25 protein-coding genes are annotated in these 25,292 nt (G+C 61.9%); 15 read left to right on the top strand and 10 right to left on the bottom strand.

Translation table 11 applies throughout. From position 1 onward, the window contains the following. Positions 1–6 precede the first annotated feature (6 nt). The 4 genes from AADW18_RS01585 to alr form a co-directional block, all read right to left on the bottom strand. Positions 7–684, bottom strand: coding sequence for an OmpA family protein (locus tag AADW18_RS01585; protein ID WP_337341590.1), 678 nt, complete (start codon positions 682–684; stop codon positions 7–9). A 90-nt stretch (positions 685–774) separates the two neighbouring features. Continuing rightward, a complete protein-coding gene (locus tag AADW18_RS01580) occupies positions 775–2,244 on the bottom strand; it encodes a wax ester/triacylglycerol synthase family O-acyltransferase (protein ID WP_337341589.1) in 1,470 nt (489 codons plus the stop codon). Between the two features lie 60 nt (positions 2,245–2,304). After that, on the bottom strand, positions 2,305–3,726 hold the full coding sequence (locus tag AADW18_RS01575; protein ID WP_337341588.1) for a deoxyribodipyrimidine photo-lyase: 1,422 nt from the start codon (positions 3,724–3,726) through the stop codon (positions 2,305–2,307). 101 nt (positions 3,727–3,827) lie between these two features. After that, positions 3,828–5,033, bottom strand: a complete 1,206-nt coding sequence (gene alr / locus AADW18_RS01570; protein ID WP_337341587.1) for an alanine racemase — start codon at positions 5,031–5,033, stop codon at positions 3,828–3,830. Between the two features lie 164 nt (positions 5,034–5,197). Between alr and AADW18_RS01565 the strand changes: the two genes are divergently transcribed. Further along, on the top strand, positions 5,198–5,902 hold the full coding sequence (locus AADW18_RS01565; protein ID WP_337341586.1) for a hypothetical protein: 705 nt from the start codon (positions 5,198–5,200) through the stop codon (positions 5,900–5,902). A gap of 105 nt (positions 5,903–6,007) precedes the next feature. Here AADW18_RS01565 and AADW18_RS01560 read toward each other — a convergent pair whose 3' ends face one another. The 6 genes from AADW18_RS01560 to AADW18_RS01535 form a co-directional block, all read right to left on the bottom strand. Then, a complete protein-coding gene (locus tag AADW18_RS01560; protein ID WP_337341585.1) occupies positions 6,008–7,405 on the bottom strand; it encodes a replicative DNA helicase in 1,398 nt (465 codons plus the stop codon). 258 nt (positions 7,406–7,663) lie between these two features. Then, the gene (gene rplI / locus AADW18_RS01555; protein ID WP_337341584.1) at positions 7,664–8,113 is read right to left on the bottom strand and encodes a 50S ribosomal protein L9; all 450 of its coding nucleotides are present in this window, start codon (positions 8,111–8,113) and stop codon (positions 7,664–7,666) included. A gap of 174 nt (positions 8,114–8,287) precedes the next feature. Beyond that, positions 8,288–8,518, bottom strand: a complete 231-nt coding sequence (gene rpsR / locus AADW18_RS01550) for a 30S ribosomal protein S18 (RefSeq protein ID WP_057657706.1) — start codon at positions 8,516–8,518, stop codon at positions 8,288–8,290. A 25-nt stretch (positions 8,519–8,543) separates the two neighbouring features. Next, on the bottom strand, positions 8,544–8,975 hold the full coding sequence (rpsF, locus tag AADW18_RS01545; RefSeq protein ID WP_337341583.1) for a 30S ribosomal protein S6: 432 nt from the start codon (positions 8,973–8,975) through the stop codon (positions 8,544–8,546). 412 nt (positions 8,976–9,387) lie between these two features. Next, positions 9,388–11,178, bottom strand: coding sequence for a DUF885 domain-containing protein (locus tag AADW18_RS01540; protein ID WP_337341582.1), 1,791 nt, complete (start codon positions 11,176–11,178; stop codon positions 9,388–9,390). Between the two features lie 113 nt (positions 11,179–11,291). Beyond that, positions 11,292–11,627 carry an iron-sulfur cluster assembly accessory protein gene (locus AADW18_RS01535; RefSeq protein ID WP_337341581.1) on the bottom strand — a complete coding sequence of 112 codons (336 nt, stop codon included), beginning with the start codon at positions 11,625–11,627 and terminating at the stop codon, positions 11,292–11,294. A gap of 225 nt (positions 11,628–11,852) precedes the next feature. On the opposite strand from AADW18_RS01535, the gene asnS reads away from it, so the two are divergent. The 14 genes from asnS (at position 11,853) to AADW18_RS01465 (ending at position 25,288) form a co-directional block, all read left to right on the top strand. Further along, positions 11,853–13,253 (top strand): asparagine--tRNA ligase, encoded by a 1,401-nt coding sequence (gene asnS, locus AADW18_RS01530; RefSeq protein WP_337341580.1) that lies wholly within the window; start codon positions 11,853–11,855, stop codon positions 13,251–13,253. A gap of 60 nt (positions 13,254–13,313) precedes the next feature. After that, on the top strand, positions 13,314–13,619 hold the full coding sequence (locus AADW18_RS01525; protein WP_337341579.1) for a hypothetical protein: 306 nt from the start codon (positions 13,314–13,316) through the stop codon (positions 13,617–13,619). After that, positions 13,616–13,936 (top strand): hypothetical protein, encoded by a 321-nt coding sequence (locus AADW18_RS01520; protein WP_337341578.1) that lies wholly within the window; start codon positions 13,616–13,618, stop codon positions 13,934–13,936. The genes AADW18_RS01525 and AADW18_RS01520 overlap by 4 nt, the downstream gene beginning before the upstream one ends. A gap of 6 nt (positions 13,937–13,942) precedes the next feature. Beyond that, on the top strand, positions 13,943–14,575 hold the full coding sequence (locus tag AADW18_RS01515; protein ID WP_337341577.1) for an FMN-binding negative transcriptional regulator: 633 nt from the start codon (positions 13,943–13,945) through the stop codon (positions 14,573–14,575). Positions 14,576–14,914: 339 nt separating this feature from the next. Then, positions 14,915–15,703, top strand: coding sequence for an SDR family oxidoreductase (locus tag AADW18_RS01510; protein WP_337341576.1), 789 nt, complete (start codon positions 14,915–14,917; stop codon positions 15,701–15,703). 132 nt (positions 15,704–15,835) lie between these two features. Further along, on the top strand, positions 15,836–17,272 hold the full coding sequence (locus AADW18_RS01505) for an aldehyde dehydrogenase (RefSeq protein ID WP_337341575.1): 1,437 nt from the start codon (positions 15,836–15,838) through the stop codon (positions 17,270–17,272). Between the two features lie 99 nt (positions 17,273–17,371). Beyond that, positions 17,372–18,037, top strand: coding sequence for a carbonate dehydratase (gene can, locus AADW18_RS01500; protein ID WP_337341574.1), 666 nt, complete (start codon positions 17,372–17,374; stop codon positions 18,035–18,037). Then, positions 18,030–18,461 (top strand): RidA family protein, encoded by a 432-nt coding sequence (locus AADW18_RS01495; protein WP_337341573.1) that lies wholly within the window; start codon positions 18,030–18,032, stop codon positions 18,459–18,461. Before can ends, AADW18_RS01495 begins: the two co-directional genes overlap by 8 nt. A gap of 1 nt (position 18,462) precedes the next feature. After that, positions 18,463–19,008 (top strand): 3-hydroxyanthranilate 3,4-dioxygenase, encoded by a 546-nt coding sequence (locus AADW18_RS01490; RefSeq protein ID WP_337341572.1) that lies wholly within the window; start codon positions 18,463–18,465, stop codon positions 19,006–19,008. Between the two features lie 257 nt (positions 19,009–19,265). Beyond that, positions 19,266–20,276 carry an amidohydrolase family protein gene (locus AADW18_RS01485; RefSeq protein ID WP_337341571.1) on the top strand — a complete coding sequence of 337 codons (1,011 nt, stop codon included), beginning with the start codon at positions 19,266–19,268 and terminating at the stop codon, positions 20,274–20,276. Between the two features lie 115 nt (positions 20,277–20,391). Beyond that, positions 20,392–21,663: a kynureninase gene (kynU, locus tag AADW18_RS01480; RefSeq protein ID WP_337341570.1), complete on the top strand. Its 1,272-nt coding sequence runs from the start codon at positions 20,392–20,394 to the stop codon at positions 21,661–21,663. A 58-nt stretch (positions 21,664–21,721) separates the two neighbouring features. Next, positions 21,722–23,089, top strand: coding sequence for an NAD(P)/FAD-dependent oxidoreductase (locus tag AADW18_RS01475; protein WP_337341569.1), 1,368 nt, complete (start codon positions 21,722–21,724; stop codon positions 23,087–23,089). Continuing rightward, positions 23,089–24,549, top strand: a complete 1,461-nt coding sequence (gene sbcB / locus AADW18_RS01470) for an exodeoxyribonuclease I (RefSeq protein WP_337341568.1) — start codon at positions 23,089–23,091, stop codon at positions 24,547–24,549. Before AADW18_RS01475 ends, sbcB begins: the two co-directional genes overlap by 1 nt. Positions 24,550–24,601: 52 nt before the next feature. Continuing rightward, positions 24,602–25,288, top strand: a complete 687-nt coding sequence (locus tag AADW18_RS01465) for a DUF2461 domain-containing protein (protein WP_337341567.1) — start codon at positions 24,602–24,604, stop codon at positions 25,286–25,288. The last annotated feature ends 4 nt before the right edge of the window (positions 25,289–25,292 follow it).

Here is a 25,292-nt window from a genome sequence, read left to right as displayed (position 1 = left end):
ATCGCCTCAACTGCTGCGTACCGGCACCACGCGAATTTCGACCCGTCGGTTCAGGGCGCGGCCGGACTCGGTATCGTTGCTGGCAATGGGATAGCGCTTGCCCATGCCGACGATCTCGAAGCGCTCGCGCATCAGCCCCTGGCCGATCAGGTAGTTACCGACCGATGAAGCGCGCTGCTCGGACAAGCGCTGGTTGACCGCATCGCTGCCGATGCTGTCGGTGTGACCAGTGACTTCCACGATGGTCTGGTTGTATTCGCGGAGCGTGGCGGCGACGTTGTTGAGGGCCGGGTAGAACTGCGGCTTCAACTCAGCCTTGTTGAAATCGAAGGTCACGCCGTCGGGCAGATTGAGCTTGATGACGTCGCCATCGCGGGTGACATCGATGCCGGTGCCCGCGGTCTGGCGGCGCAGTTCGGCTTCCTGCCGGTCCTGGTAGGCGCCGATACCGCCGCCGGCCAAGCCACCTACGCCGGCACCCACCAGTGCCCGTTGACGACGTTCTGTGGCATCGCCACCGCTGAGCAGGCCGGCAACAGCGCCGATACCAGCACCAATCAGGGCTCCGGTACGGGTACGGTTAGGGTCGTTGGGATCGCTGGTCTGGCCGGTATAGCTGGCGCAACCGCCCAGCAGAGTGACAGTAAGCGCAGCAAGCGCGCTGGTCTTGAACATCGTTTTCATTGGAACCTCCTTGAGGGGCCTTGCGGGACAACCTAACCGCTAAAGCTAACCACAGAGATGTTCATAAATCGCGATTGTTTCGCCATTCATTCAGGCAACATCAGGCACCAGGCTGCTAGCGGAAGAGGCATCCAGCGCGCGGTCCCAATCGCTCATCAGTGCCAGATACAGCAGCTTTTCGAACTCCGGGCCAAAGCGGCGAATCACTGCATCCGGGTCTGGAATCAGCTTGGCATCGGCGATCAAACCGAAATGCACCTGGTTGTTGTAGCTGAGGATGGAGATACCGATACCGATGGAGCCTGTCTGCGGCACCCAGAACATCATTTCACGCATCCGGCAGCCGCCCATGTAGAGCGGTTGCTGCGGTCCCGGGACGTTGGTCGCCACGGCCGTCGCCTTGCGGCTGAAGAGCTCCAGCGCCACGCCCTGCAGCGCTGCCGGGGCCATGCCGAGAGCAGCAAGAAGTCCAAATGCAACAATGGCTTGCCTTGAATTCTTAAGGTTATTCATGCATTCAGCGACACGCTCCAGTCGCCGGATCGGATTGCCCTCACCCACCGGCAAGTCCAGGAATACCAAACCGAAGTGATTGCCAAGCTTCTTGGCATGTTCCAGCGGCCGCAAGTTGACAGGCACCGTGGCGCGCAAGGTGATGCCGTCGATATCTTCGCCGCGTTCCAGCATGTAGCTGCGTAACGCGCCGGCGGCAGCGGCCATCAGCACGTCGTTGACGGTGCAGTCGCAGGCGCGGCCGACCGCCTTTACTTCCTCCAGCCCCAGAGGCTCCGCCCACGCCACGCGTTTGCTGACACCCAGTTTGCCTCGCAGCATGGTCGGCGGATCGTCCGACAAGGCCAGCGCGGCCAACAACTCGCGGCCGATCTCGCCGCCCTCCTTCGCCAGCACCGCGGCCAAGGAAGGATCGCGATACATTTCCATGCCCTTGCCGAGCATCTTGCCGCCCAGCTTGATGTAGCGATCGACGGCGCCGACGCGGCGAACGACTTCCACGCCATCCTTCTTCAACCATGCGGCGCGCAACTCGCTGCTCTTGTCCGGCTTGCGACTGGTATCGGTCAGCGACAACAGCACCTGCACCAGCGCGATGCCGTCGGCATAGCTGTGATGGATACGCGCCACCAACGCCGAACCAGAGCCGTACTTTTCGACCAGGTGGAACTGCCAAAGTGGCTTGGTCTTGTCCAGCGGCGTGGAAGCCAACTGGCTGACGAAGCGCTCCAGCGCTTTCTTCTCCGAACGCGGATCGGTGCGCCCAGGCAGCGCCGTAAGGCGTACGTGCCAGTCCAGGTCAAAGTCGGCGTCTTCCAGCCAGGAGGCTCCGGCCGGCGTGTCAACCGCCTTCTGCAGAAAACGCGGATACGCCAGGAAGCGCTTCTTGATCACCTGTTTCAACCGCTCCAGCGTCATCGGCTCGTCGAACATCAGGACGCCGGTGATCATCATCGGATTGGTGGGGCGGCACATCCGCAACCACGCGGTGTCGACCCGCGACATCGGTTCGCGGCGCGGCTTTCCGGGCGCTTTCTTTGTTGCCATGTTGTTCTCCTCTCCCAGCCCGAGTGAAGCATGTGGCGGCGAAGGGCGTCAACGCGGCGCCTATCGCAAGCTACCGATCTTCCGGTAAGCGGCCAACGCCGAATCCCGTCCTTCCCCCAGGTCTATCAAAGGCACCTGCGGATAGGAAGGCGCCACGCTCGCCAACAATGTGGGCTGTCGCCAGGGCGCAAACCGTTCGGGCAATGGAAGTGACGCCAGTTCCGGCACCCAACGGGCGATGTAAGTGCCGTCGATATCGAACCGCTCCGCCTGGGTCACCGGATTGAAGATACGAAAGTACGGCGCCGCGTCGGCGCCCGTACCTGCCGACCACTGCCAGCCCAAAGTGTTGTTGGCGAGATCGGCATCTACCAGGGTCTCCCAAAACCATCTCGCCCCATGCAGCCAGTGATGGCGCAGATGCTTGGTGAGAAAGCTGGCGACGATCATGCGAACGCGATTGTGCATGTGGCCCGTCGCCCACAATTCCCGCATTCCCGCATCGATGATGGGCACGCCGGTCGTGCCGCGCTGCCAGGCCGCCAGCGCCACGACATCGGGCTCGGCCCACTTGAAATGGGCGAACCGCGGATTGAAGTCTTCGGTCACCGTAGCGGGAAAATGGTGCAGCAGGTGATAAGCGAATTCACGCCAGCCCAACTGGCGGATGTAGGCATCGATGTCGGCACCGTTCTTGGCGCTGCGGACTTGTTCCAGTTTCTCGACGACTCGCCATGGCGCGATTTCGCCGAAATGCAGATGCGGCGACAGGCGAGAGGTGCCCACCCGATCCGGATAATCGCGTTCGCTGTGGTAACCCTGCAATGCGCCATCGATGAAGACTTCCAGTGCCTCATGTGCTCCGGCTTCACCCGGCTGCCAGTCTTGCCAGAAATTCTTGTCCCATCGGGTAGAAGGCTGTAGCCCGAGCGCGTGGATCGCTTCTCCTTCGGCCATGGCATCGGCCGGCATCCACGCCGGTGCTGCCCAGCATTCCGGCGTGCGCCACTGTGCCAACGCCGCGTTCCAGAATGGCGTGAACACCTTGTACGGAGCACCTTGGCCGGTGGTCAGCCGCCCCGGCTCGAACAGCAGCGTGCCGTTGAAGCTCCTGGCATGCAGCCCTTGTTCGCGTAGCTGCTTCTTCAACTGGACATCGCGTGACTGGGTGGTGGGTTCGTACTTTCGATTCCAGAACACCGCTTGCGCACCGGATTCGGCAACCAACCGCTGCAGCGTTTCCTGCGAAGGACCGCGAAACACGCGCAGATACGAACCGCGGCTGCGCAGATCCGCGTCCAGCGCGATCAGCGAATGATGTCGCCACGCGTTCGATGCCGCGCCGGGCGGCCACTCGCCTTCCTCTTCCGGTGCATGGATGTAGACCGGAATCGGCGTATAGCCCTCCTCCAGCGCCGCCCGCAACGCCGGGTTGTCGTCGAGCCTCAAGTCGTTGCGGAGCCAGACCAGCGCGTGTGGCATGAAGGACCCAGAAAAGGCTACGAAAGCGTGTCGCCATCCTGCCACGGACGGGTGCAGCCAAGAACACGGCCGCGGCGCACCTGTTTGCGGCGCGAAGTCATCTAGCCAACGAAATCGGGACCGCGCTGCCCGAACGCGCCGCCCATATATTCGCGCGGAATGCGCTCGTTGAGACCGGTGAGTATCTCGTAAGGAATGGTGCCGGCGGTCTGCGCCACCGCTTCGCACGAAATGATGTTATCGCCCTGCCGGCCGATCAGGACGACTTCGTCCTCGTTGTAGGCGGTGCCGTCGGGTCCAATGTCCGCCATGAATTGGTCCATGCAGATACGGCCGATGATCGGGTGGCGCTGCCCCCGCACCAATACCATGCCGCGCGAGGACAGCGAGCGTGGATAGCCGTCGCCGTAGCCGATCGGCACCGTGATGACGCGAGTGTCCTGCGCCGCGGTCCAGGTGGCGCCGTAGCTCACGGTGTGCCCTGTCTTCACCACTTTGAAGTACACCACCTTGGAGACCAGCGAGAGCGATGGACGCAGATCGACGGTTGCACGTGATGCCGGGTCAGGCAGTACGCCATACAACGCGACACCAGGCCGCACCATGTCCAGGTGTGTCTCTGGAAAATGCAGAACGCCACCCGAATTTGCGAGATGACGCACGGGCATCGGCGCCCCGACCCGGTCGAAGTACGCACACGCGGCGAGGAACCGCTGCAACTGCTCCCGGGTCATCGGCGAATCGGGATCGTCGGAACAGGCCAGGTGCGAGTAGACACCTTTCACCGTGCACCAGCGCGAGGCGATTGCGGCTTCGATGAACGGTGCCGCATTCTCGGTATGCACCCCGATGCGCTCCATGCCGGTGTCGAGTTTCAGATGGATCACCGCCTTGCGGCCCATCGATTCGGCCGACCGCTCCACCTGCCGCAGCTTCACGATCGACGAGACCGTGACTTCCAGATCGTGAGCGATGAATTGCGTCACCTGCGGCGCATGGATGCCGCCCAGTACCAGAATCGGCACGCGCAGGCCGGCCTGGCGCAACGCGATGCCCTCTTCGACGAAGGCGACGCCAAGCTGAGAGACACCCTGGCTCTGCAGGTGCTTCGCCACCGGCACCAAGCCATGGCCGTAAGCATTGGCCTTGACGATCGCCATGACCGGTACGCCTACGTGCCCCTGCAATGCACGCAGGTTATGAGACAGCGCGTCCAGGTCGATTCGGATTCGCGTGGGGCGATCGCTCGCCTGAGTGCGATACGCGGGAAGAAACTGTGAATCGGCGCGGGAAAGCGAATCGTCCATGTAGCGATTGTAACGCCGTGATCGTCGGCAACCGAAAGCAACATGGCCGCTTGCCGGAAGCAGCAAAATGGAGCCGGGAATCACTCCCCTCACGTGTTGCACAGCCGGCTTCCGTTGAGGTATACCGGCACGCAGTCAAAGCCGCGCCGGAGGTTGAAAAGCCTATGAAACGGACCCGAAGACTTGCCATCGTGCTCATTCCGGCTCTGGTCGTCACGATCCTGTTGGCATGGTGGTTCTGGCAGCGCAGTTCTGCGGGCAGCGCACCCGCGGAGGCCACGGATACTGCCGCAATCGACCCTGCCGTGGCGGACGCTGGAATTTCGAACACGGCAGGGCGCGCGCGTAGTACTGGTGAAGACAATGACCCGATCTCCCCCGGCGCCGAATCGGCGAACCAAACCCCGGAGCTCGCCCAGTCGATAGGGCGACCCGCGGGACTATCTTCGCTGGCTGAAACAGGCCCGCGTCCCATGTCACCGGAAGGCCAGGCGCGGATCGACGCCGTTCTCCCACGGCTGGACGGCCTGGATAAAGACGGCCAGGACTACGCGCTGCTCGCACGCGCCGAAGCGCCGGATCCGGATTGGTCGCCACGGCTTGAACAGTCGTTGCAGCTGGCGCTTGACCAACATGGCCGCGGCTTTACCGGCCTGGAGGTCAGTCGCCCGCGCTGCGCACGAACGGTGTGCGTGATTACCGCGGCCGCTCGTGTCCTGGAGACACAACACCCTAACGCCGACTGGCAGCAGCTCACTTTTCGCATAGCGAAAGAGCCCTGGTTCAAGGACGCGTTCTTCGATACCCGCACCTCGGTGACCAGCGACAAGCAAGGCGCGCTGTACGTCACCTACTTCATTCGCAAATAGCTATCGACGCTCGGCCGCGTGAGTGGCGCCGCCTGGATCTGCAAGTCGGTGCCACGCCCCCGACGCTGCAACTCGGCCTCGGGGAACGTCGGCCACGTGCCCAACCTACTCGAAGCTGCCTACCGAGTCGTGCGCCAGGTTGTCGAAGCGGGTGTATTCGCCGAAGAACTTCAGCTTGATCGAGCCGGTGGGGCCGCTACGTTGCTTACCGATGATGACTTCGGCCAGGCCCTTGTCTGGCGAGTTTTCCTTGTTGTAGTAGTCGTCGCGATAGATGAAGACGATGACGTCGGCGTCTTGCTCGATAGCGCCGGATTCGCGCAAGTCTGCCATGACGGGGCGCTTGTCGGTACGTGTTTCCAAGGAGCGGTTGAGCTGCGACAGCGCGATCACCGGCACGTTGAGTTCCTTGGCCAGTCCCTTCAGTGATCGCGAAATTTCCGAGATCTCCGTTGCACGGTTTTCACTGTTGCCCGGCACCGACATCAACTGCAGGTAGTCGATGACGATCAGGCCCAAGTCGTGTTCGCGCTTTAGCCGGCGTGCCTTGGAGCGCAGCACATCCGGCGACAGGCCGGGCGTGTCGTCGATGAATATCTTGGTTTCCTTCAGCATGCGGATGGCGCTGGTAACGCGGCTCCAATCCTCGTCTTCCAGCTGACCGGTACGCAGGCGGGTGGCGTTGACGCGGCCGTTGGAGGAGATCAGGCGCAGCGCCAGCTGCGCGGCCGACATTTCCATAGAGAAGATGGCTACCGCTTTCTTCGACTTGATAGCGGCGTACTCGGCCATGTTCAACGCCAGCGTGGTCTTGCCCATCGCCGGACGCGCCGCCAGGATCAACAGATCAGTCGGCTGCAGGCCAGCGGTCATTTCGTCGAACTCGGTATAGCCGGTAGGCAGGCCGGTAACGCTGCCACCATTCTCGAAGCGGCTTTGCAGGACTTCGAAAGCGTCCTTCAAGGCGTGGTTCATCGCCACGAAGTCGGTGCGGCCACGCGCGCCGGCTTCGGCGATGGCGAAGACCTTCTGCTCGGCGACCGCCAGCATCTCGTTGCTTTCCTTACCCTCCGGCTGGAAAGCGTCGTTGACGATCTCGGTACCGACGTCGATCAGCTGTCGCATCACCGCTTTGTCGCGGACAATTTCCGCATAAGCGACGATATTGGCGGCTGACGGCGTGGAGCTGGCCAGCTCAATCAGGTAAGCACCGCCGGCGACCTGCTCCATCTGCCCTTGCGACTCGAACCATTCGCCCAGCGTTACCGCGTCGTAGGGGCGATTCCTTTCCGCCAGCTCGCAAATGGCGCGGTAGATCAGCTGATGATCGCGACGGTAGAAATCCCGCTCGGTCAGCTTGTCATTGATGCGGTCGTAGGCCTCCGGCGCCAGCATCAACCCGCCCAACACGGCCTGCTCGGCCTCAATGGAATGCGGCGGCACACGCAGCTGCTCGATGCGCGCGTCATGAATGTCGTGGCGAAAACCGGGGCGTACGGGCATGGGTGCTACGGACTCCTGTAGCCGAAGGGCAGCGAAGGGAACGGGGTCAGGCATGGTAGTCGTTCCACCGCTGGACGGTTGCAGATAACCATGTGGATAACCGGTGGGCATCTCATCCGTTGCGACCAGCCCCGGCTAAGCCTGACGCGGTCCGACCAACGGTTGCGTTCCATCTTGATGATTCGCTCCAGGTGGCTCACCCATAAAAAAAACGGGCGCCTCGCGGCGCCCGTTCTTGTTGCTTGCCTGAATGGCGACTCAGGCTTCCGGCTCGACGATGACCTTAATGGTGGTCTCGACGTCGGCGTGCAGCTTGGCGATCACTTCGAACTCGCCGATGTTGCGGATGGCGCCTTCGCCCATCACCACTTCGCTCTTTTCCAGCGGCATGCCGGCAGCCGTGAACGCATCGGCGATGTCGCGCGGGCCGACCGAACCGAACAGCTTGCCTTCGGTGGACGCATTGGCCCGAACGGTCACGCTGGCGCCTTCCAGCTTGGCGCGGCGGCTTTCGGCTTCGTCATGCACGGACTTGGCCTTGGCTTCGTACTCAGCACGCTTGGCTTCGAACTCAGCAACGTTGGCGGCGGTCGCCGGCACAGCCTTGCCCTGCGGGACCAGGTAGTTGCGGCCATAACCCGGCTTGACGTTGACCTTGTCGCCCAGGACGCCGAGGTTGGTGACTTTTTGCAGAAGAATCAGTTCCATGGTGTTGCTCCGTATTCGTTAGCGGGAATCCTCCCGCAGCGGTGGGCTGTCCGAATGACAGTGGGTAATTAGTGAAGAGTGAAGTCGTCCGCTGTGCGGACTGCAAGTGGTAAAGAGCATTCACCCTTTACTGTTGGCAGGCGGCTTAGCCGCCGACTTCACTCTTTACCGCAATCAGACGTCGTGGTTGTCCGTGTACGGGATCAGCGCCAGGAAACGTGCGCGCTTGACGGCCGTGGACAGCTGACGCTGGTAACGCGACTTGGTGCCGGTGACGCGGCTCGGCACGATCTTGCCGGTCTCGGTCAGGTACTGGCGCAGGGTGTTGAGATCCTTGTAGTCGATCTCTTTCACGCCTTCGGCGGTGAATTTGCAGAACTTGCGGCGACGGAAGAACTTGGACATGAGTGTGTGCTCCTAAAGGGCGCGCTTAAGCGGCTTCGACGGTGTCGGAATCAGGTTCGGCCGAAGCTTCAACAACTTCGCCTTCGTCATCGTCGCGACGGCGACGCTCGCCGCGCTCCGGCTTGTCGCCCTTCTCGTCCTTGCTCTTCATGATGATCGACATCTCGGTGTCGGCGTCATCACGCTTCATGATCAGGTGGCGCAGCACCGCATCATTAAAGCGGAAGCTTTCGGTCAGTTCGGCCAGCACGCCCTGCTCGACTTCGATATTGAGCAGTACGTAATGGGCCTTGACCAGGTTCTGGATGGGATAGGCCAGCTGACGGCGGCCCCAATCTTCCAGACGGTGGATCTTGCCATTGCCGGCTTCGATCATCGACTTGTAACGCTCGATCATCGCAGGCACTTGTTCGCTCTGGTCAGGATGGACCAGGAACACGACTTCATAGTGACGCATCGTTATTTACCTTTCGGATGTGGGCCGGTTCCACGTGGGAAACCGGTCGGACAGCTCCCCGACCGCCCGGAGTGGACGCGGTGGAGCAAGAACCCAGGCAGCAGTACCCGCCGCTGGGAGCCAGAAATTATGGCAGGTCAGATACTTAGGTGCAAGAAGGCCGGGAATCGGGAATCGGGAATCGGGAATCGGGAATCGGGAATCGGGAACTGGGAACTGGGAACTGGGAACTGGGAACTAGGAACCGGGAACCGGGAGCCGGGAGCCGGGAGCCGATAAAGGCTTTCGCTTTGCCTCCCCCTTTAAAAAGGGGGATTGAGGGGGATTTGCTCTGGCTCTTCCCAGAAAAACAGAAGTAACCCCGCAGCTCGCTGGCACAAGCGGATGCTCCTTTTTCAAGGAAGGCTATTCACTAATCCTTTCCGGCTGCCGGTTCGCTCCCCTTCTCCGCTCCCCGCTCCCCCTCAATCCAGGCATCCACATGCCGCTCCAACGCCTCCAGCGGGACCGACCCTGTCTCCAGCACGGCATCGTTGAAAGCACGCAGGTCGAACCTGGGGCCTAGTTCCCGGGCAGCCTTGGCGCGAAGCGCCGAGATCTTCATCTGGCCGATCTTGTAGGCCAATGCCTGGCCAGGGGTACCGATATAGCGGTCGATCTCGTTCACGATGTCCTGGCGGGTCTTGGGCGCGTTGTCGGTGAAGTATTCGATGGCCCTTTCGCGGCTCCAACCCTGGCTGTGCATGCCCGTGTCCACCACCAGCCGCACCGCCCGCCACATCTCGTAAGCCAGTTGGCCCATGCGATCGTAGGGATCGGTGTACAGGCCCATTTCATAACCCAACTGCTCCGCGTAAAGCCCCCAGCCCTCGCCATAAGCCACGAAGTACGCGGTGCGGCGGAACATGGGAGCGTCCGGCATCTCCAGTCCGCGCGCGAACTGGAAGTGATGGCCTGGCACTGCTTCGTGCAGCGAAAGCGGCATCATTTCCCAGGTCGGGCGGACTTCCGGTTTGTACAGATTGACGTAGTAGTAGCCAGGACGGGTGCCGTCGCTGGCGCCAGGCTGGTAGTAAGCAGTGGTCGTGTCCGGGGCGATGTTGTCGGGAATTGGCCTCACGCCATAGGGCATGCGTGGGATGGTCTTGAATACTTTCACCAATTCCGGATCGATCCGCTTGGAGAGGGCGCGGTAGGCAGTCAGCAGCGCATCGGGCGTCTTGTGGAAGAACTTGGCGTCGGTACGCAGATAAGCGAAGAACTCAGTCAGTGAACCCTTGAAGCCCGTCTCTGTTTTGATCTTCTCCATTTCAGCGCGGATGCGCGCCACCTCTTCCAATCCGATCTTGTGGATCTGTTCGGCATTCAAGTCGGTGGTGGTGTAGTAGCCGGCAAGGAAGTCGTAATAAGCGCGGCCATCCGGCAAGTCGGTTACGGCGATGCCGTCGCGGGTCTTGGGCAGGTACTGGTTCTCGAAGAACTCGCCCAATTTGCGATACGCCGGCACGACCCGCGTCAGGATGACCTGCTTGGCTTGCTCCTGCAGGTCTGCGCGTTCCGCTGCTGGGATGCTATCGGCGAAGCGGGCAAACGGCCGATAAAACGGACTTTTAGCCGGGTCACCGACCACCTGGGCAGCGATCTGAGCCGGTACCCGTTGCATCAACACGCGCGGCGGGACGTTGCCCGTCCGGGAGCCCTCTTCCAACAACGTGATGGTCTGGTCAATGACCTTCGGTAGGGCCTCCATCCGCTTCAGCCAATCGCGATAGTCCTTGACCGATGCGAACGGCAGTACTTCTGCCAGTCCATCGGCGGTTTGCGGACCTCCCTGGTGACCAACCGGCTGCAGGTATTCGCGGAATCTCTGGCGTGCCACTGCCCGCTGCAGCTGCCATTCGAAGGTGTCGTAGTTCAGCTGGTCAGCCGGCGACAAGGCGGCGCGATCGATGGTGCGCAGCTTGTCCAGTGCGGCTTTATCGGCCGCTTCGCGCCGGGCGATCGCTTCGAGGCTGAGATCGGTCCAGCGATCGTTATAGCGGTTGTCGCCCTGGTAACTGGCGTTCTCAGGGTTCTCGCGCAGGCCCCTCTCCCACTCTTCTGCGAAAAGCGCATGCAGTTGGGAATTGCGCGTGGCGTGTTGAGCCTGCGCCGACTCGGAGCCAACAAGTGCCACGGCAGCCAGAAGAAAAAAGCGATACATGGGTGAACTCCGGACACGACCAAGCGGCAGCTTAAGGCTGAGGACTATTCCGGAACAGTGCTTAAGCGTTCGTCGCCGCCACGGCGCGGCTCACGCTTGGAATCGCGGCCGGATTACGCCGCGTCGGCTTGCGTGGTGAAACTTTCGCCGCAGCCGCATTCGGCCGTGGCGTTCGGGTTGCGGAACACGAAGGTTTCGCTGAGGCCCTGCTTTCCGAAGTCGATTTCAGTGCCATCGACCAAAGCCAGGCTATCGGCGTCGATATAGATCTTCACGCCATCCTGTTCAAACACCGTGTCGCCTTCGCGCTGCTCGCGGGCCAGATCGGCCACGTGGCCCCAGCCGGAACAGCCGGTACGGGTCACACCGAAACGCAAACCCAAGGCGCCCGTCTCGGCAACGAAACGCTGCACACGCTGGAAGGCGACTGGGGTCAGGGTGACGGCCATATGAATCTCAAACCAATAGGAGGGTGATTATAGAGGTTATAACGGTGACGGGTGACTGCACGTATGCCTTCCATGGCGTAATGCCACTGACTTCGGGCAAACCGGCCCGGCCGTCATCCTTGGCCGGGCGTTCGCCGGCACGTGAGGCAATGCCTCGCAAGCATGCCAGCTCACCCGGTAAACTGCGTGTTCCCTACATGGTCCCATTACGGAAGGATTCAAGTCATGACGGTGGTAAGCGTCGAACAAGCGCTGGCGGGCAAGCTTCCCGCGGGCGGCGAGGTCACAGTGCGCGGCTGGGTGCGCACACGGCGCGACTCCAAAGCGGGCCTGTCCTTCGTCAACGTCAGTGACGGCTCCTGTTTCGCACCCATCCAGGTGGTGGCGCCCAGTACGCTGTCCAACTACGAATCCGAAGTGAAGCACCTGACCGCGGGATGTGCGGTAATCGCCACTGGCACGCTGGTGCCGTCCCAGGGACAGGGACAGAGCTTCGAAATCCAGGCCGAGAGCGTGGAAGTGGTGGGCTGGGTGGAAGACCCGGAAACCTACCCGATCCAACCCAAGGCGCATTCACTGGAATTCCTGCGTGAAGTCGCGCACCTGCGCCCGCGCACCAATCTGTTTGGCGCGGTGACCCGCATTCGCCACTGCCTGGCCCAAGCCGTGCACCGCTTCTTCCACGAACACGGCTATTACTGGATCAGCACGCCCATCATCACCACCTCTGATGCCGAAGGCGCAGGCCAGATGTTCCGCGTGTCCACGCTGGACCTCGCCAACCTGCCGCGCGACAGCAAGGGTGAAGTGGATTTCAGCCGCGATTTCTTTGGCAAGGAAACCTTCCTGACCGTCTCGGGCCAGCTCAACGTGGAGGCTTACTGCCTGTCGCTGAGCAAGGTCTATACCTTCGGGCCGACGTTCCGTGCCGAAAACAGCAACACCACCCGCCACCTGGCCGAATTCTGGATGGTCGAACCGGAAATCGCCTTCGCCGACCTGATGGAAAATGCCCAGGTAGCGGAAGATTTCCTGAAGTATCTGTTCCGCGCGGTGCTGGACGAACGCGGCGACGACATGGCCTTTATCGCCGAGCGTGTGCAGGCCGATGCGCTTACGCGACTGGAAAGTTTCGTCAATGCACCGTTCGAGCGCATCGACTACACCGATGCCATCGGCCTGTTGCAGAAATCGGGCAAGAAGTTCGATTTCCCCGTGGAATGGGGCCTGGACCTGCAGACCGAACACGAGCGCTGGCTGACCGAAGAGCATATCGGGCGTCCGGTAGTGGTATTGAACTATCCCGAGCACATCAAAGCCTTCTACATGCGACTGAACGACGACGGCAAGACCGTCGCGGCGATGGATGTATTGGCGCCCGGCATCGGCGAGATCATCGGCGGCGCGCAGCGCGAGGAACGCCTTGACGTGCTGGATTCGCGCATGGCGCAGTTCGGACTGGATGCATCGCACTATGGCTGGTACCGCGACTTCCGCCGCTACGGCACGGTCCCGCACGCCGGCTTCGGCCTGGGCTTCGAACGGCTGGTGGTCTATGTCTGTGGCTTGAGCAACATCCGCGATGCGATCCCCTATCCGCGCGCACCAGGCAACGCGGAGTTCTGATTCTTGCTTGCCGTCCCGGCACCAGCCGGGACACCGCATGTTCACCGAGGTGTCATCGTAGTGATCTTGTTTTTCGCCTTGTGTTTCGTCGGTGTCGCCATCGCCGGCTTCTGCGCTTTCGTGATCTTCTGGCCGCTGACGCTGGTGCACATCCGCGATCGCCATGCCGACCTGTCCGCGCAATGGGGGCCAGGCGCATTCCTGAAGCTGGAGGCGCTGCGCTGGCTGATGTCCGGCCAGTATCGCGCAAGCCGTGACAGCTCACTGAGCGGCCTGGCCACGCCCGCGCGTGTCGCCATGCTGGTCATTCTTGTCGCATTGGCAATGGCGGGGTTGCTGTGGCTATGGTCGGTGACATTGGCATGAACGAAGACAACACTCCTGGCATTTCCGAAAGCTGGTTCCTGGCGTCGCTTGGCCGCATGCTGATCTGGGCACGCTTGCGCGTGCTCGAGGGCGGCACCGCCGTGGTGCTGGATAGTGACGGCAATAATCTCGCCTATGACAGTGAAGACACCGCACGCGCGGCATTGTTCGATGCCGAGTTCGTCGCTTTCGATGGACTGGACGAAGACGATGCGCTGGCTCGCGGTTTTTCGCTTGACGAGGTATCGCCGCCACGTGCGGATAATGATGAAGCGCTGCGTGGCTTGATGGTCCAGCAACTGGGCGGACGGGCATAGTTCCGTATGTACACGCCGCGCGCCTTCGCCGAAACCGACGTGGCGGAACTCGACCGACTGATTGCGCGCGACGCTTTCGTCACGCTGGTTACCACAGACGCGGGAGCCCCCTTCGTCAGCCATTTGCCCGTGCTGTACGCAAGGAATGGCGAACAGGTGGTCATCGAAGGCCATTGGGCCAAGCCGAACCCACAAGCCCGCCATGCAGGCAGTGCGCTGATGATCGTGCATGGACCGCATGCCTATATCTCGCCAGGCTGGTACCCGGACAAAGAAGAAGCCGCACGCGTCCCGACGTGGAATTACGCGGTAGCGCACCTGTATGGCCGATTGGAAGTCACTGACGATGTGGCAGTGCTGGCCAGCATCGTGGACCGGCTGAGCATTGCCAATGAGGCACGAGTGGGCAGTGATTGGCGGTTCGAGCACGAGCGACCGGACCACGTCAGCCAGTTGCGCGGCATCATCGGTTTTCGCTTCATTCCGGAAAAGATCGAGCTGAAGTTCAAGTTCAGCCAGAACCATCCCTCCGCCAACGTGCAAGCGGCCGCGACCGGCTTGCGCGGGACCGGGGATCCGCAGGCCAATGAGGTCGCGGACATCATGTTGGAGCGATTGGGGCGACGGACGCCCGAATAAGGCTGATGCCTTCTTGTCTGCCGCAACTTGCCAGCATGCACGGGTACCTCCCTTGCGGGAGCGACGTGAGTCGCGACCGGAAACATCAACGTCGCGACTCACGTCGCTCCCACAGGGAAGCTGTCCGGGACTGACGTTAGGGCGGACCTGCGCCCCGTGATGGCGACGAGATCGTCGCAACGGCAGGCGATAGCGAATAGCCGTTTAAAGGCGTTTCTCGTCAGCCCGAGAAGAGCAACGGAGCAAGCTCCGCTCGACGTAAAGCGCCTAAGCCTTGAAGAGAAAACAAGCCTAACGCCATTGGGCTAAGCTTCTTGCTTCGACTTACGGGAACCCCGCATGGACCTGAACCTCTCTGGCAAACACGCGTTGGTCTGCGGCGCATCCGAAGGCATTGGCCGCGCAGCCGCGCACGAACTGGCCCTGCTCGGCGCCGATGTGACCGTACTGTCGCGGCGAGCTGATGTATTGCAGGAGGTCACGGCCGCATTGCCGAAGATCTCCGCCGCGCAACGACACGATTGGATTGCCGCTGATGTTTCGCAGCACGAGGTCTTACGCGAACGACTGCAAGGACTGGTCGCCGAACGGCACGTGCACATCCTGATCAACAACACCGGCGGCCCCCCCAGCGGCCGCGCTATCGACGCCGATACTTCCGCTTACCTGGATGCCTTCCATCGGCACTTGCTCGCCAACCAGACGCTGGTGCAAGCGGTGCTGCCGGGCATGCAGAAGGTGCGATGGGGCCGTATCGTCAACGTGGTTTCCACTTCGGTGAAGGAACCTGTCGTCAACCTGGGCGTATCCAATACGATTCGCGGCGCGGTGGCCAGCTGGGCCAAGACGCTGTCGCGTGAACTGGCATCGGAGGGCATCACCGTCAATAACGTGCTGCCCGGCTATACGCGTACGCAGCGGCTGGACCAGATTCTGCGCGACCGTGCGGCCAGCAGTGGCAAGACCGAAGAAGCGGTCGCCGCAACCATGACCGCCAGTGTCCCGGCAGGACGTTTCGCCGACGCCAGCGAAGTGGCGAATGCCATCGCCTTTCTCGCCAGTCCTGCCGCCGCCTACATAAATGGCGTCAGCCTGGCGGTGGACGGTGGAAGGATGCAGTCGATCTAGGACGGCCCGAACAGCTTGCTTTGTTCGTCGTCTCCGCCTTCGCGGGAATGACGATGTGGTTAGCCCTGACCCTGTCCTCGCCAGAGCAAGCCTGTCGAAGAACCCAACGGCAAAGCAGTTAAGCTATCGCCCATGAAGTCCCTGCCCCACTGGATAGACAGCCAAGCGCGTCCGGCGGCGAGCGGTCGCTGGTTGGAGGTGTTCGATCCTTCATCCGGCGAAGCCTTCGCCCAGGTTGCCGCTGGCGATGCGGCCGACGTCGACGTGGCGGTTGCCGCGGCTGCCAAGGCTTTCCCTGCATGGTCGGCGCTACGCAACTCCGAACGCGCCGCTTGGCTGGAGAAGCTGGCATCGGCACTGGAAACACGCCTTGAGGATTTCGCCCGCGCCGAATCTTTGGATGGAGGCAAGCCCTACTCCCTGGCTCGCGACGCCGAGATTCCGCGCGCCATTTCGAACCTGCGCTTCTTCGCTCATGCCGCTACGCAGTTCGCCAGTGAATCGCACCATGGCGAAGCCGGCCTGAACTACACGCTGCGCGCGCCATTGGGCGTCGTGGCGACCATTTCACCGTGGAATCTGCCGCTGTACCTGTTCACCTGGAAGATCGCGCCAGCGTTGGCGGCCGGCAATACGGTTGTTGCCAAACCGTCGGAAGTCACGCCACTTACCGCTACCTTGCTCGGCGAACTGGCAGCGGAAATCGGATTACCCCCCGGCGTGCTGAATATAGTGCACGGCACCGGCGCCGAGACCGGCGAAGCGTTGGTAGTGCACCCAGACATCAAGGCGATCTCCTTTACGGGCAGTACCGCAGTGGGCCGCCGCATCGCCGCCCTGGCAACCCCGCAATTGAAGAAGGTGTCGCTGGAGCTGGGCGGCAAGAATCCGACACTGGCGTTCGCCGATAGCGACTGGCACGCCCAGCTGGACACGCTGGTGCGCTCCGCCTTCCAGAACTCTGGGCAGATATGCCTGTGCGGTTCGCGAGTACTGGTGGAACGCAGTATCTACGACGAATTCCGCGACGCCTTCGTCGAACGCGTCGCCGCTTTGCGCGTCGGCGACCCGTCCGATGAAAAGACACAACTCGGTCCGCTGGTGTCCAAGGCGCACTTCGACAAAGTGATGACCTGCCTGGACCGTGCACGCAGCGAAGGTGGCCGTTTCCTGGTCGGAGGCCGCGCCTTGGATCGCGCAGGCTGGTTTATCTCGCCCGCCGTCGTCGAGGGCCTGGGTCCGGACACCGCCAGTAACCGCGAGGAAATCTTCGGACCGGTCGCCACGCTGCAGGCATTCGATACCGAACAAGAAGCGCTGGCGCTCGCCAATGCTTCCGAGTATGGCTTGGCCGCGATGCTATGGACGCGCGACCTCGACCGTGCGCATCGCCTGTCCGCGCAGCTGCGCGCCGGCATCATCTGGATCAATACGTGGTTGATGCGCGACCTACGCACCCCCTTTGGCGGCATGGCCGCTTCCGGACTTGGCCGCGAAGGCGGTACCGAAGCGATGCGCTTCTTCACCGAAGCCAAGAACGTCTGCCTCGCTTTGGATAAACCACGGTGAGAACGATCACCGACGTCCAGTGGGACCGGATCGCCGCGACCGATTGTCTGGCCGCACTCGCCTCCCTGCCGCTTGCTTCTACTTCTTTCGGGCTTACGAATGACCGACCTTGATAACCTGCTGCGCAACAACCGGGAATGGGCCGAACGAATAAAGCGGGAAGACCCCGGCTTTTTCAAGCGGCTTTCCCAGCAACAGTCCCCGCGCTACCTGTGGATCGGGTGCTCGGACTCACGTGTACCGGCCAACCAGATCCTCGGCCTGGACCCGGGCGAAGTGTTCGTTCATCGCAATATCGCCAACGTGATGTCCCACAGCGATCTCAACTGTCTGTCGGTCATCCAGTTCGCCATCGACATCCTGAAAGTCGAACACATCCTGCTGGTGGGCCACTACGGTTGCGGCGGCGTGCATGCGGCCATGACGGGGCTGCGCGTCGGCCTGGCCGACAATTGGCTGCGCCACGTAGCCGATGTGGCGATGAAGCACGCTCCGCTGCTGGAACAGGTCGATACGGAGTCGCTGCGCCATGCCCGCCTCTGCGAACTCAACGTCATCGAACAAGTATTCAACGTCTGCCAGACCACCGTCGTGCAGGATGCCTGGTCACGCGGGCAGCCGTTGGCGGTGCATGGCTGGGTCTACAGCCTTTTCGACGGACGCGTACGCGAACTCGGCATGGACGTGGATTCTGGCGACCAGCTGATGCCGGCCTACCAGAAGGCCGTGGCCGCCATTTCGCCTGACGCGACGCGCCATGAGTGAATCCGTCCATGCGTCCGCCGCGCCGGCACCCGTAGGTGTCTACCCGCACGCGCGCCGGGTCGGCGACCTATTGTTCCTGTCCGGTATCGGCCCACGCGATCCGGCCACCAATGCGATTCCGGGCAATGAGTATTTCGCCGACGGTCGCGTACGCAAGTACGACATCCAGGCGCAGACCCGCGCAGTGTTCGCCAACGTGCGGGCCGTGCTGGAAGCCAGCGGCGCGCGGTGGGAAGACCTGGCCGATGTCACCGTCTACCTGACCGATATGGGCCGAGATTTCGCCGCCTACAACAGGATATGGGCCGAGTATTTTCCGGATTCCGCCAGCGCCCCCTGCCGCACCACGCTGGGCATCGACGCTTTGCCCACGCCGATCGCGATAGAACTCAAATGTATCGCTGCTTTGAAAGAGGTCCGCTGAGATGTTGCCGTCGCCGATTAATCTGCACGCCTGGATCGAAGAACACCGCCACCTGCTCAAACCACCAGTGGGCAACAAGGTCATCTACTCCGGCGATTTCATCGTCATGGTGGTCGGCGGCCCCAATCAGCGCACCGACTTCCACTGGGATGAGGGCGCGGAGTGGTTCTATCAGTTGGAAGGCGAAATGGTGCTGCGCGTTCAGGAACGCACGGAGGAAGGTGCGGAGGTTGTGCGCGATATTCCCATTCGAGCCGGCGAGATCTTCCTGCTGCCGCCGGGCGTGCCGCATTCGCCGCAGCGCATGCCCGACTCCATCGGTCTGGTGATCGAACGAAAACGCCTGCCGCACGAACAGGACGGCTTGCTTTGGTACTGCGAAAACTGCAATCACAAGCTGTACGAGGAATTCTTCCCGCTCAAGAACATCGAAACCGACTTTCCGGCCGTATTCGATCGCTTCTATTCCTCGCGTGAGCTTCGTACCTGCAAAGCGTGCGGTCACCTGAATCCGGCGCCGGCGAAGTACACGACAACCGAAAGCTGAGCTGCTTGGTTTTATGTAGAGCGGAGCTGCGCCCCGCGGTAGCAACAGGTCAGTAGCAATAAGGCCGTCGCAACGGCAGGCGATAGCGAATAGCCGTTTAAAGGCATTTCTCGTAGAGCCGAGCAAAGCAGCGGAGCAAGCTGGCTCTACGAAGCCATTCATCGACCGGCCAACCCCAATCCCCAACGTTGCGCCTGTTTCCCCTTTGCCTTGCACCGCACCGTGCCCGCCCCACCCGGCTCGGCTAAACTGCGGCCATGCTCAAGATCGACACCCACGCGCACTTCCTGCCTCGCGACTGGCCCGATCTGGCCAGCAAGTACGGTGACGCGCGATTCCCGGTGATTCATCACGGCGACGACGGCCGCCACCGCATCTACAAGGACGGCAAGTTCTTCCGCGAGATCCTGCCCAAGACCTGGGACACCCAGGTGCGTATCCAGGACTACGCCCGCTTCGGCGTGCAGGTGCAGGTGATCAGCACGGTGCCGGTGATGTTCAGTTACTGGGCCAAGCCGAACCAGGCGCTGGAGCTGCACCAGGCGCTCAACGATCACACCGCCACCGCCTGCCGCGACTATCCGCGCCACTATGCCGGCATCGGCACCGTGCCTTTGCAATCGCCGCGCCTGGCCGTACAGGAACTGGAACGCTGCATGGACCAATTGGGCCTGCAGGGCGTGCAGATCGGCTCCCATGTCAACGATTGGAACCTGGACGCGCCGGAGCTGTTCGAGTTCTTCCAGGCCGCCAGCGAGCTGGGCGCCGCTATCCTCGTGCATCCGTGGGACATGATGGGTGCCGCCTCGATGCCCAAGTACTGGCTGCCGTGGCTGGTGGGCATGCCGGCCGAACAATCCCGCGCCGCCTGCTGTCTGATCTTCGGCGGCGTGCTGGAGCGCTTGCCCGAGCTGAAGATCTGTTTCGCTCATGGGGGTGGCAGTTTCCCCTACACCATCGGCCGCATCGAACATGGCTTCAACATGCGTCCAGACCTGGTGGCGACCGACAACTACCGCAATCCACGCGAGTACCTGGGCCGCGTGTATTTCGATTCGTGGGTAGCCGATTCCCGTGCGCTGCACTATCTACTGGACACGGTGGGCTTCGAGCGTGTGATGCTGGGCACCGATTATCCGTTTCCACTGGGTGAACAAGAACCAGGTGCCGCTATTGCCGCATTGGGGCTGGACGACACCCAGCAAGCACGCCTGTATCACGGCACCGCGCTGGAATGGCTGGGGCTGTCTGCTGCGAGGTTCGCTTGAGCCCATGTATACCTCTCCTGTGGGAGCGACGTGAGTCGCGACGAAGCTTCACTAGGAAAGCCCATCGCGACTCACGTCGCTCCCACAGTCCGACGCTTCCTTCCACTGAAACCTCATGACCGATTCGCTGTCCCGCACCCATGCCATCGCGCTCGATGCCGCTGATCCGCTGCGCGCGTTGCGCAACGAATTCCTGATTCCCAAGCATCAACACAACGAACAACTTTACTTCTGTGGTAACTCGCTGGGCTTGCAACCCCGCGCGGCGCGCATCCAGGTCAACGAGGTGTTGGACAAGTGGGCGATGGAAGCGGTTGAGGGTCATTTCACCGGCCACGCCCAATGGATGACGTATCACGAACTGATGCGTGAACCGCTGGCACGCGTGGTGGGTGCGCAATCGTCGGAAGTGGTGGCGATGAATTCGCTGACCGCCAACCTTCATTTGATGATGGTCAGTTTCTACTGCCCCACCGCCGAACGCCCGGCGATCCTGATCGAAGCGGGAGCGTTTCCGTCTGATCGCCACGCGGTGGAATCGCAGATCCGATTCCACGGTTTCGACCCGGCGGAAGCGCTGATCGAGCTGGAGCCGGACCAGCCCGACGGCACGCTGTCGATGCAAGCCATCGAACGCGCCATCGCCCAACATGGCCCCCGCCTGGCGCTGGTGCTATGGCCGGGTATCCAGTACCGCACGGGCCAGGCGTTCGACGTGGCGGAGATCGTCCGACTGGGGCATGCGCAAGGCGCCATGGTGGGCTTCGACCTGGCGCACGCCGCGGGCAACCTGCCGCTGCGGCTGCACGACTGCAACGTCGACTTCGCTGTCTGGTGTCACTACAAGTACATGAATGCCGGGCCCGGGGCGGTGGCCGGCTGCTTTGTGCATGATCGCCACGCACGCACCGATCGGCCGCGGTTCGCCGGCTGGTGGGGCCACGAAAAAGAAAGCCGTTTCCGCATGGGACCTGAGTTCCTGCCTACGCCTGGCGCGGAGGGTTGGCAACTCAGCAATCCGCCCATCCTGGCGCTGGCACCGTTGCGCGCATCACTGGACTTGTTCGACCGCGCCGGCATGGTGGCGCTGCGAACCAAATCGCTGAAATTGACCGGCTTTCTGGAAGCGCTTATCCAAGCCAGGCTGTCGGACGTATTGCAGATCATTACTCCCAATAACCCGCAGCAACGCGGCGCGCAGTTGTCGCTGCGTGTGATCGGCGGACGCGAGCGCGGGCGCGAACTGTTCGACTATCTGGTGTCGGTGGGCACCTTGGGCGACTGGCGCGAACCCGACGTCATCCGCATCTCCCCCGCACCGTTGTACAACCGCTTCATGGATGTCTATCGGTTTGTCGAAGAGGTGGAAGCATGGCGGGGAATTTAGTTAAACCGGCGTCCTCGCCCAGGCGCGATCGGCACCAGCTTTGCAGCGGAGCATCCCGTTGACCACTGAACGCCAGCGCTCCATCACCATCATCGGCGCGGGCCTGGCCGGCGCGCTGCTGGGTACGTTGCTGGCGCGCGAAGGCTGGCGGGTGGAGATATACGAAAAGCGCGGCGACCCACGGCTCAAAGGCTATGAAGGCGGTCGCTCGATCAATCTCGCGCTGGCCGAACGCGGAAGGCACGCATTGCGGCAGGCCGATGCCGACGACGCAGTGATGCGGCAGGCGGTAATGATGCGCGGCCGCATGGTGCATTCGCTGGATGGCCGCTTGCAGTTGCAGCGCTACGGACGCGACGATACGGAAGTGATCTGGTCGATCCACCGCGGCGATCTCAACATCACCTTGCTCGACTTGGCAGAAAAAGCCGGCGCTTACCTGCATTTCCATCATCGACTGGAAAGCGTGGATTTCGACGCTTCACTCGCACGCTTTGTCGACGACCGCGACGGCCAATACCGCGAAGTCGCTTTCGATTCGCTGGTAGGCGCGGATGGGGCGGGCTCTTCGCTACGCACGGCGATGAAGCTGAAAACGGAGCTTGGGGAACGCACCGACTTCCTGGACCATTCGTACAAGGAACTGGAAATCCCACCTGCCGCGGATGGCGATTTCCGGATGGAACCGAATGCGCTGCACATCTGGCCGCGTGGCCGCTACATGTGCATCGCGCTGCCGAACGATGAAAAAACCTTCACCGTCACCTTGTTCCTGCCAAATCAGGGCGATCCCAGCTTCGCGACCATCCGCAGCGGGGCTGAGGCACGTGCCCTGTTCCAGCGCGATTTTCCGGATGCCCTGTCGTTGATCCCGACTTTGGAACAGGACTGGGAACGTAATCCGCCCGGATTGCTGGCGACGCTTTACCTGGATCGCTGGCATATCGGCGGCCGTGCGGTGCTGCTGGGCGATGCCGCGCATGCGATGGTACCGTTCCACGGCCAGGGCATGAACTGCGCCTTCGAAGACTGCGTGGCGCTGGCGCGGCACCTTCTCTCCCATGATGACCGCGCCGCCGCTTTCGCTGGATTCGAGGCCGAACGGCAACCCAATGCGCTGGCGATCCAGAAAATGGCGCTGGAGAATTACCTGGAGATGCGCGACCGGGTGGACAACACCGATTTCCTGCTGCAACGCGAACTAGAGCTGGCATTGCAGGAACGTCATCCCGGTCGCTTCGTACCCCATTACGCCATGGTCACTTTCATGTTGATTCCTTACGCCATGGCGTTGGAGCGCAGTGAGATCCAGCGCGACATCCTGACCAACGCCACGCATGGACTCGATTCACTGGCACAGGTCGATTGGGCGTCGGTGGATGCCGCGGTGCTGGCACGGCTGTCGCCGCTGGTGGATGCACCCTAGTGGCCGCCAGTTTCCTGTTCTACGACCTGGAAACTTTCGGCGCTGATCCGCGCCGGACGCGCGTCGCCCAGTTCGCCGCCATACGCACGGATGCGCAGCTTCAGATCATTGAAGAACCGATCAGTTTCTTTGTCCGACCCGCGGACGACCTGCTGCCGTCTCCCATCGCTACGCTCATCACCGACATCGCGCCGCAGCGGGCGTTGCATGAAGGCGTTAGTGAAGCCGAAGCTTTCGGCCGTATCCATGATGAAGTATCGCGACCCGAGACCTGCACACTGGGCTACAACTCGCTGCGCTTCGACGATGAGTTCGTCCGTCATGGCCTGTTCCGCAACTTCTACGATCCCTACGAACGCGAATGGCGTGGTGGAAATTCGCGCTGGGACCTGCTGGATGCATTGCGCCTGATGCATGCCCTGCGGCCGGATGGCATCGTCTGGCCTCAGCGCGAAGACGGCAGCACTTCATTCAAGCTGGAGCAGCTGGCTTTGGCCAACGATGTTCGCCAGGGTGACGCGCACGAAGCGCTCTCGGATGTGTACGCCACCATCGGCATGGCGCGATTGATGCGCCAAAGCCAACCGCGTCTCTGGGACTACGCGCTGCAACTGCGCGACAAGCGCTTCGCCGCCAACTTGCTGGACACCATCGCAATGGCTCCAGCGCTGCATATCTCGCAGCGGTATCCCGCCAGCCGCATGTGCGCTGCGCCCGTGCTGCCGATCACCCGGCACCCGCGCTTCGACAATCGGATACTCGTGTTCGATCTCGATGGCGACGCGGAAGCGTTGCTGAGATTGGATGCCGCGCAGATAGCGGACCGGCTGTACACGCCCAGCGCCGATTTGCCCGAGGGCGAAGTGCGCGTTCCCTTGAAGGAAGTGCATCTCAACAAGGCACCGGTCTTGGTGGCCTGGCCACATCTGCGGCCGGCCGACCTGGACCGGCTGCAGATCGATCCGATCCGTGTGGAAGCTGCCGCGCAGTTGTTACGCGCGGCGGGCCCCGCTCTCGCCGAGAAAGTCCGTCGCGTTTTCGCCGACGAACGCGCCTATGGCGTATCCGATCCGGACGCCTCGCTCTACGACGGGTTCCTGGCCGATGCCGATAAGCGCCGTTTCCTGCAGGTGCGCGCAACCCCGCCCGCGCAGTTGGGCCAACGCGATTTCGGATTTCAGGATGCTCGCCTGCCGGAGCTTCTGTTCCGCTATCGCGCCCGTAACTGGCCCGAGACCTTGACTCTGGACGAACGCGAACGGTGGGACGATTATCGTCGCCGACGCCTCTGCGAAGATAGCGGCTTGTCCGAGTACACGTTCGAGAGTTTCTCCGGCGAGATCGCGGCGTTGCGAGTCCAGCACATCGATGACGGCGCCAAGCAGGCGCTGCTGGATCAACTGCAAGCCTGGACGGGCGACCTACAGTCGCAGTTGCAGAACCCGGTGGGTGCGGCGTGAATCGCGGCACCGAACACAACATCCCTTTCCATCACTCGTTCGATTCTTCGGCATGAGCACCTATTTCTCCGAAGCCAGTTTCAAATTCCTGCGCGGTTTGGCCCGCAACAACGATAAAGCCTGGTTCAACACGCACAAACAGCGGTACGAGGACCACGTGCGGCAGCCATTTCTGCGCCTGCTGACTGACCTGCAACCGGATCTGGCGCAAATCAGCGGGCATTTCCGTTCCGACCCCAAGACCGTTGGCGGATCACTATTCCGCATCTATCGTGACGCTCGCTTTTCCACCGACAAATCCCCCTACAAGAACTGGCAGGGCGCGCGGCTCTATCACGAGCGGCGTAAGCAGGTGCCAGCGCCGTCGTTCTACGTGCATCTGCAGCCGAACGAAAGCTTTGTCGGCGCCGGCCTGTGGCACCCCGAACCGGATACCCAGCGCCGCGTCCGCCAGTTCATCTTTGAGAATCCGGGCAGTTGGAAGGCAGCGGCGCATGCACCCAAGTTCCGGAAGCGCTTCGATTTCGAGGAGAGCGAAGTGTTGGTGCGACCACCGCGTGGCTTTCCGGCCGATTTCGAATTCATCGACGACCTCAAGCACAAGAATTTCGTCTTCTGGCGATCACTGGATAACGCCACCATGACCGGCCCGACATTGCGGCAGACCGTGGCGGCGGATCTAGCGGCATTAGCGCCGTTCGTGGATTATCTATGCGCTGCGTTGGACCTGGAGTTTTAAGAGC

The organism is Pseudoxanthomonas sp. CCNWLY206-1 (assembly GCF_039710385.1).
Classification (GTDB): Bacteria; Pseudomonadota; Gammaproteobacteria; order Xanthomonadales; family Xanthomonadaceae; genus Pseudoxanthomonas_A.
This window is presented reverse-complemented; position numbering and strand designations above follow the sequence as displayed.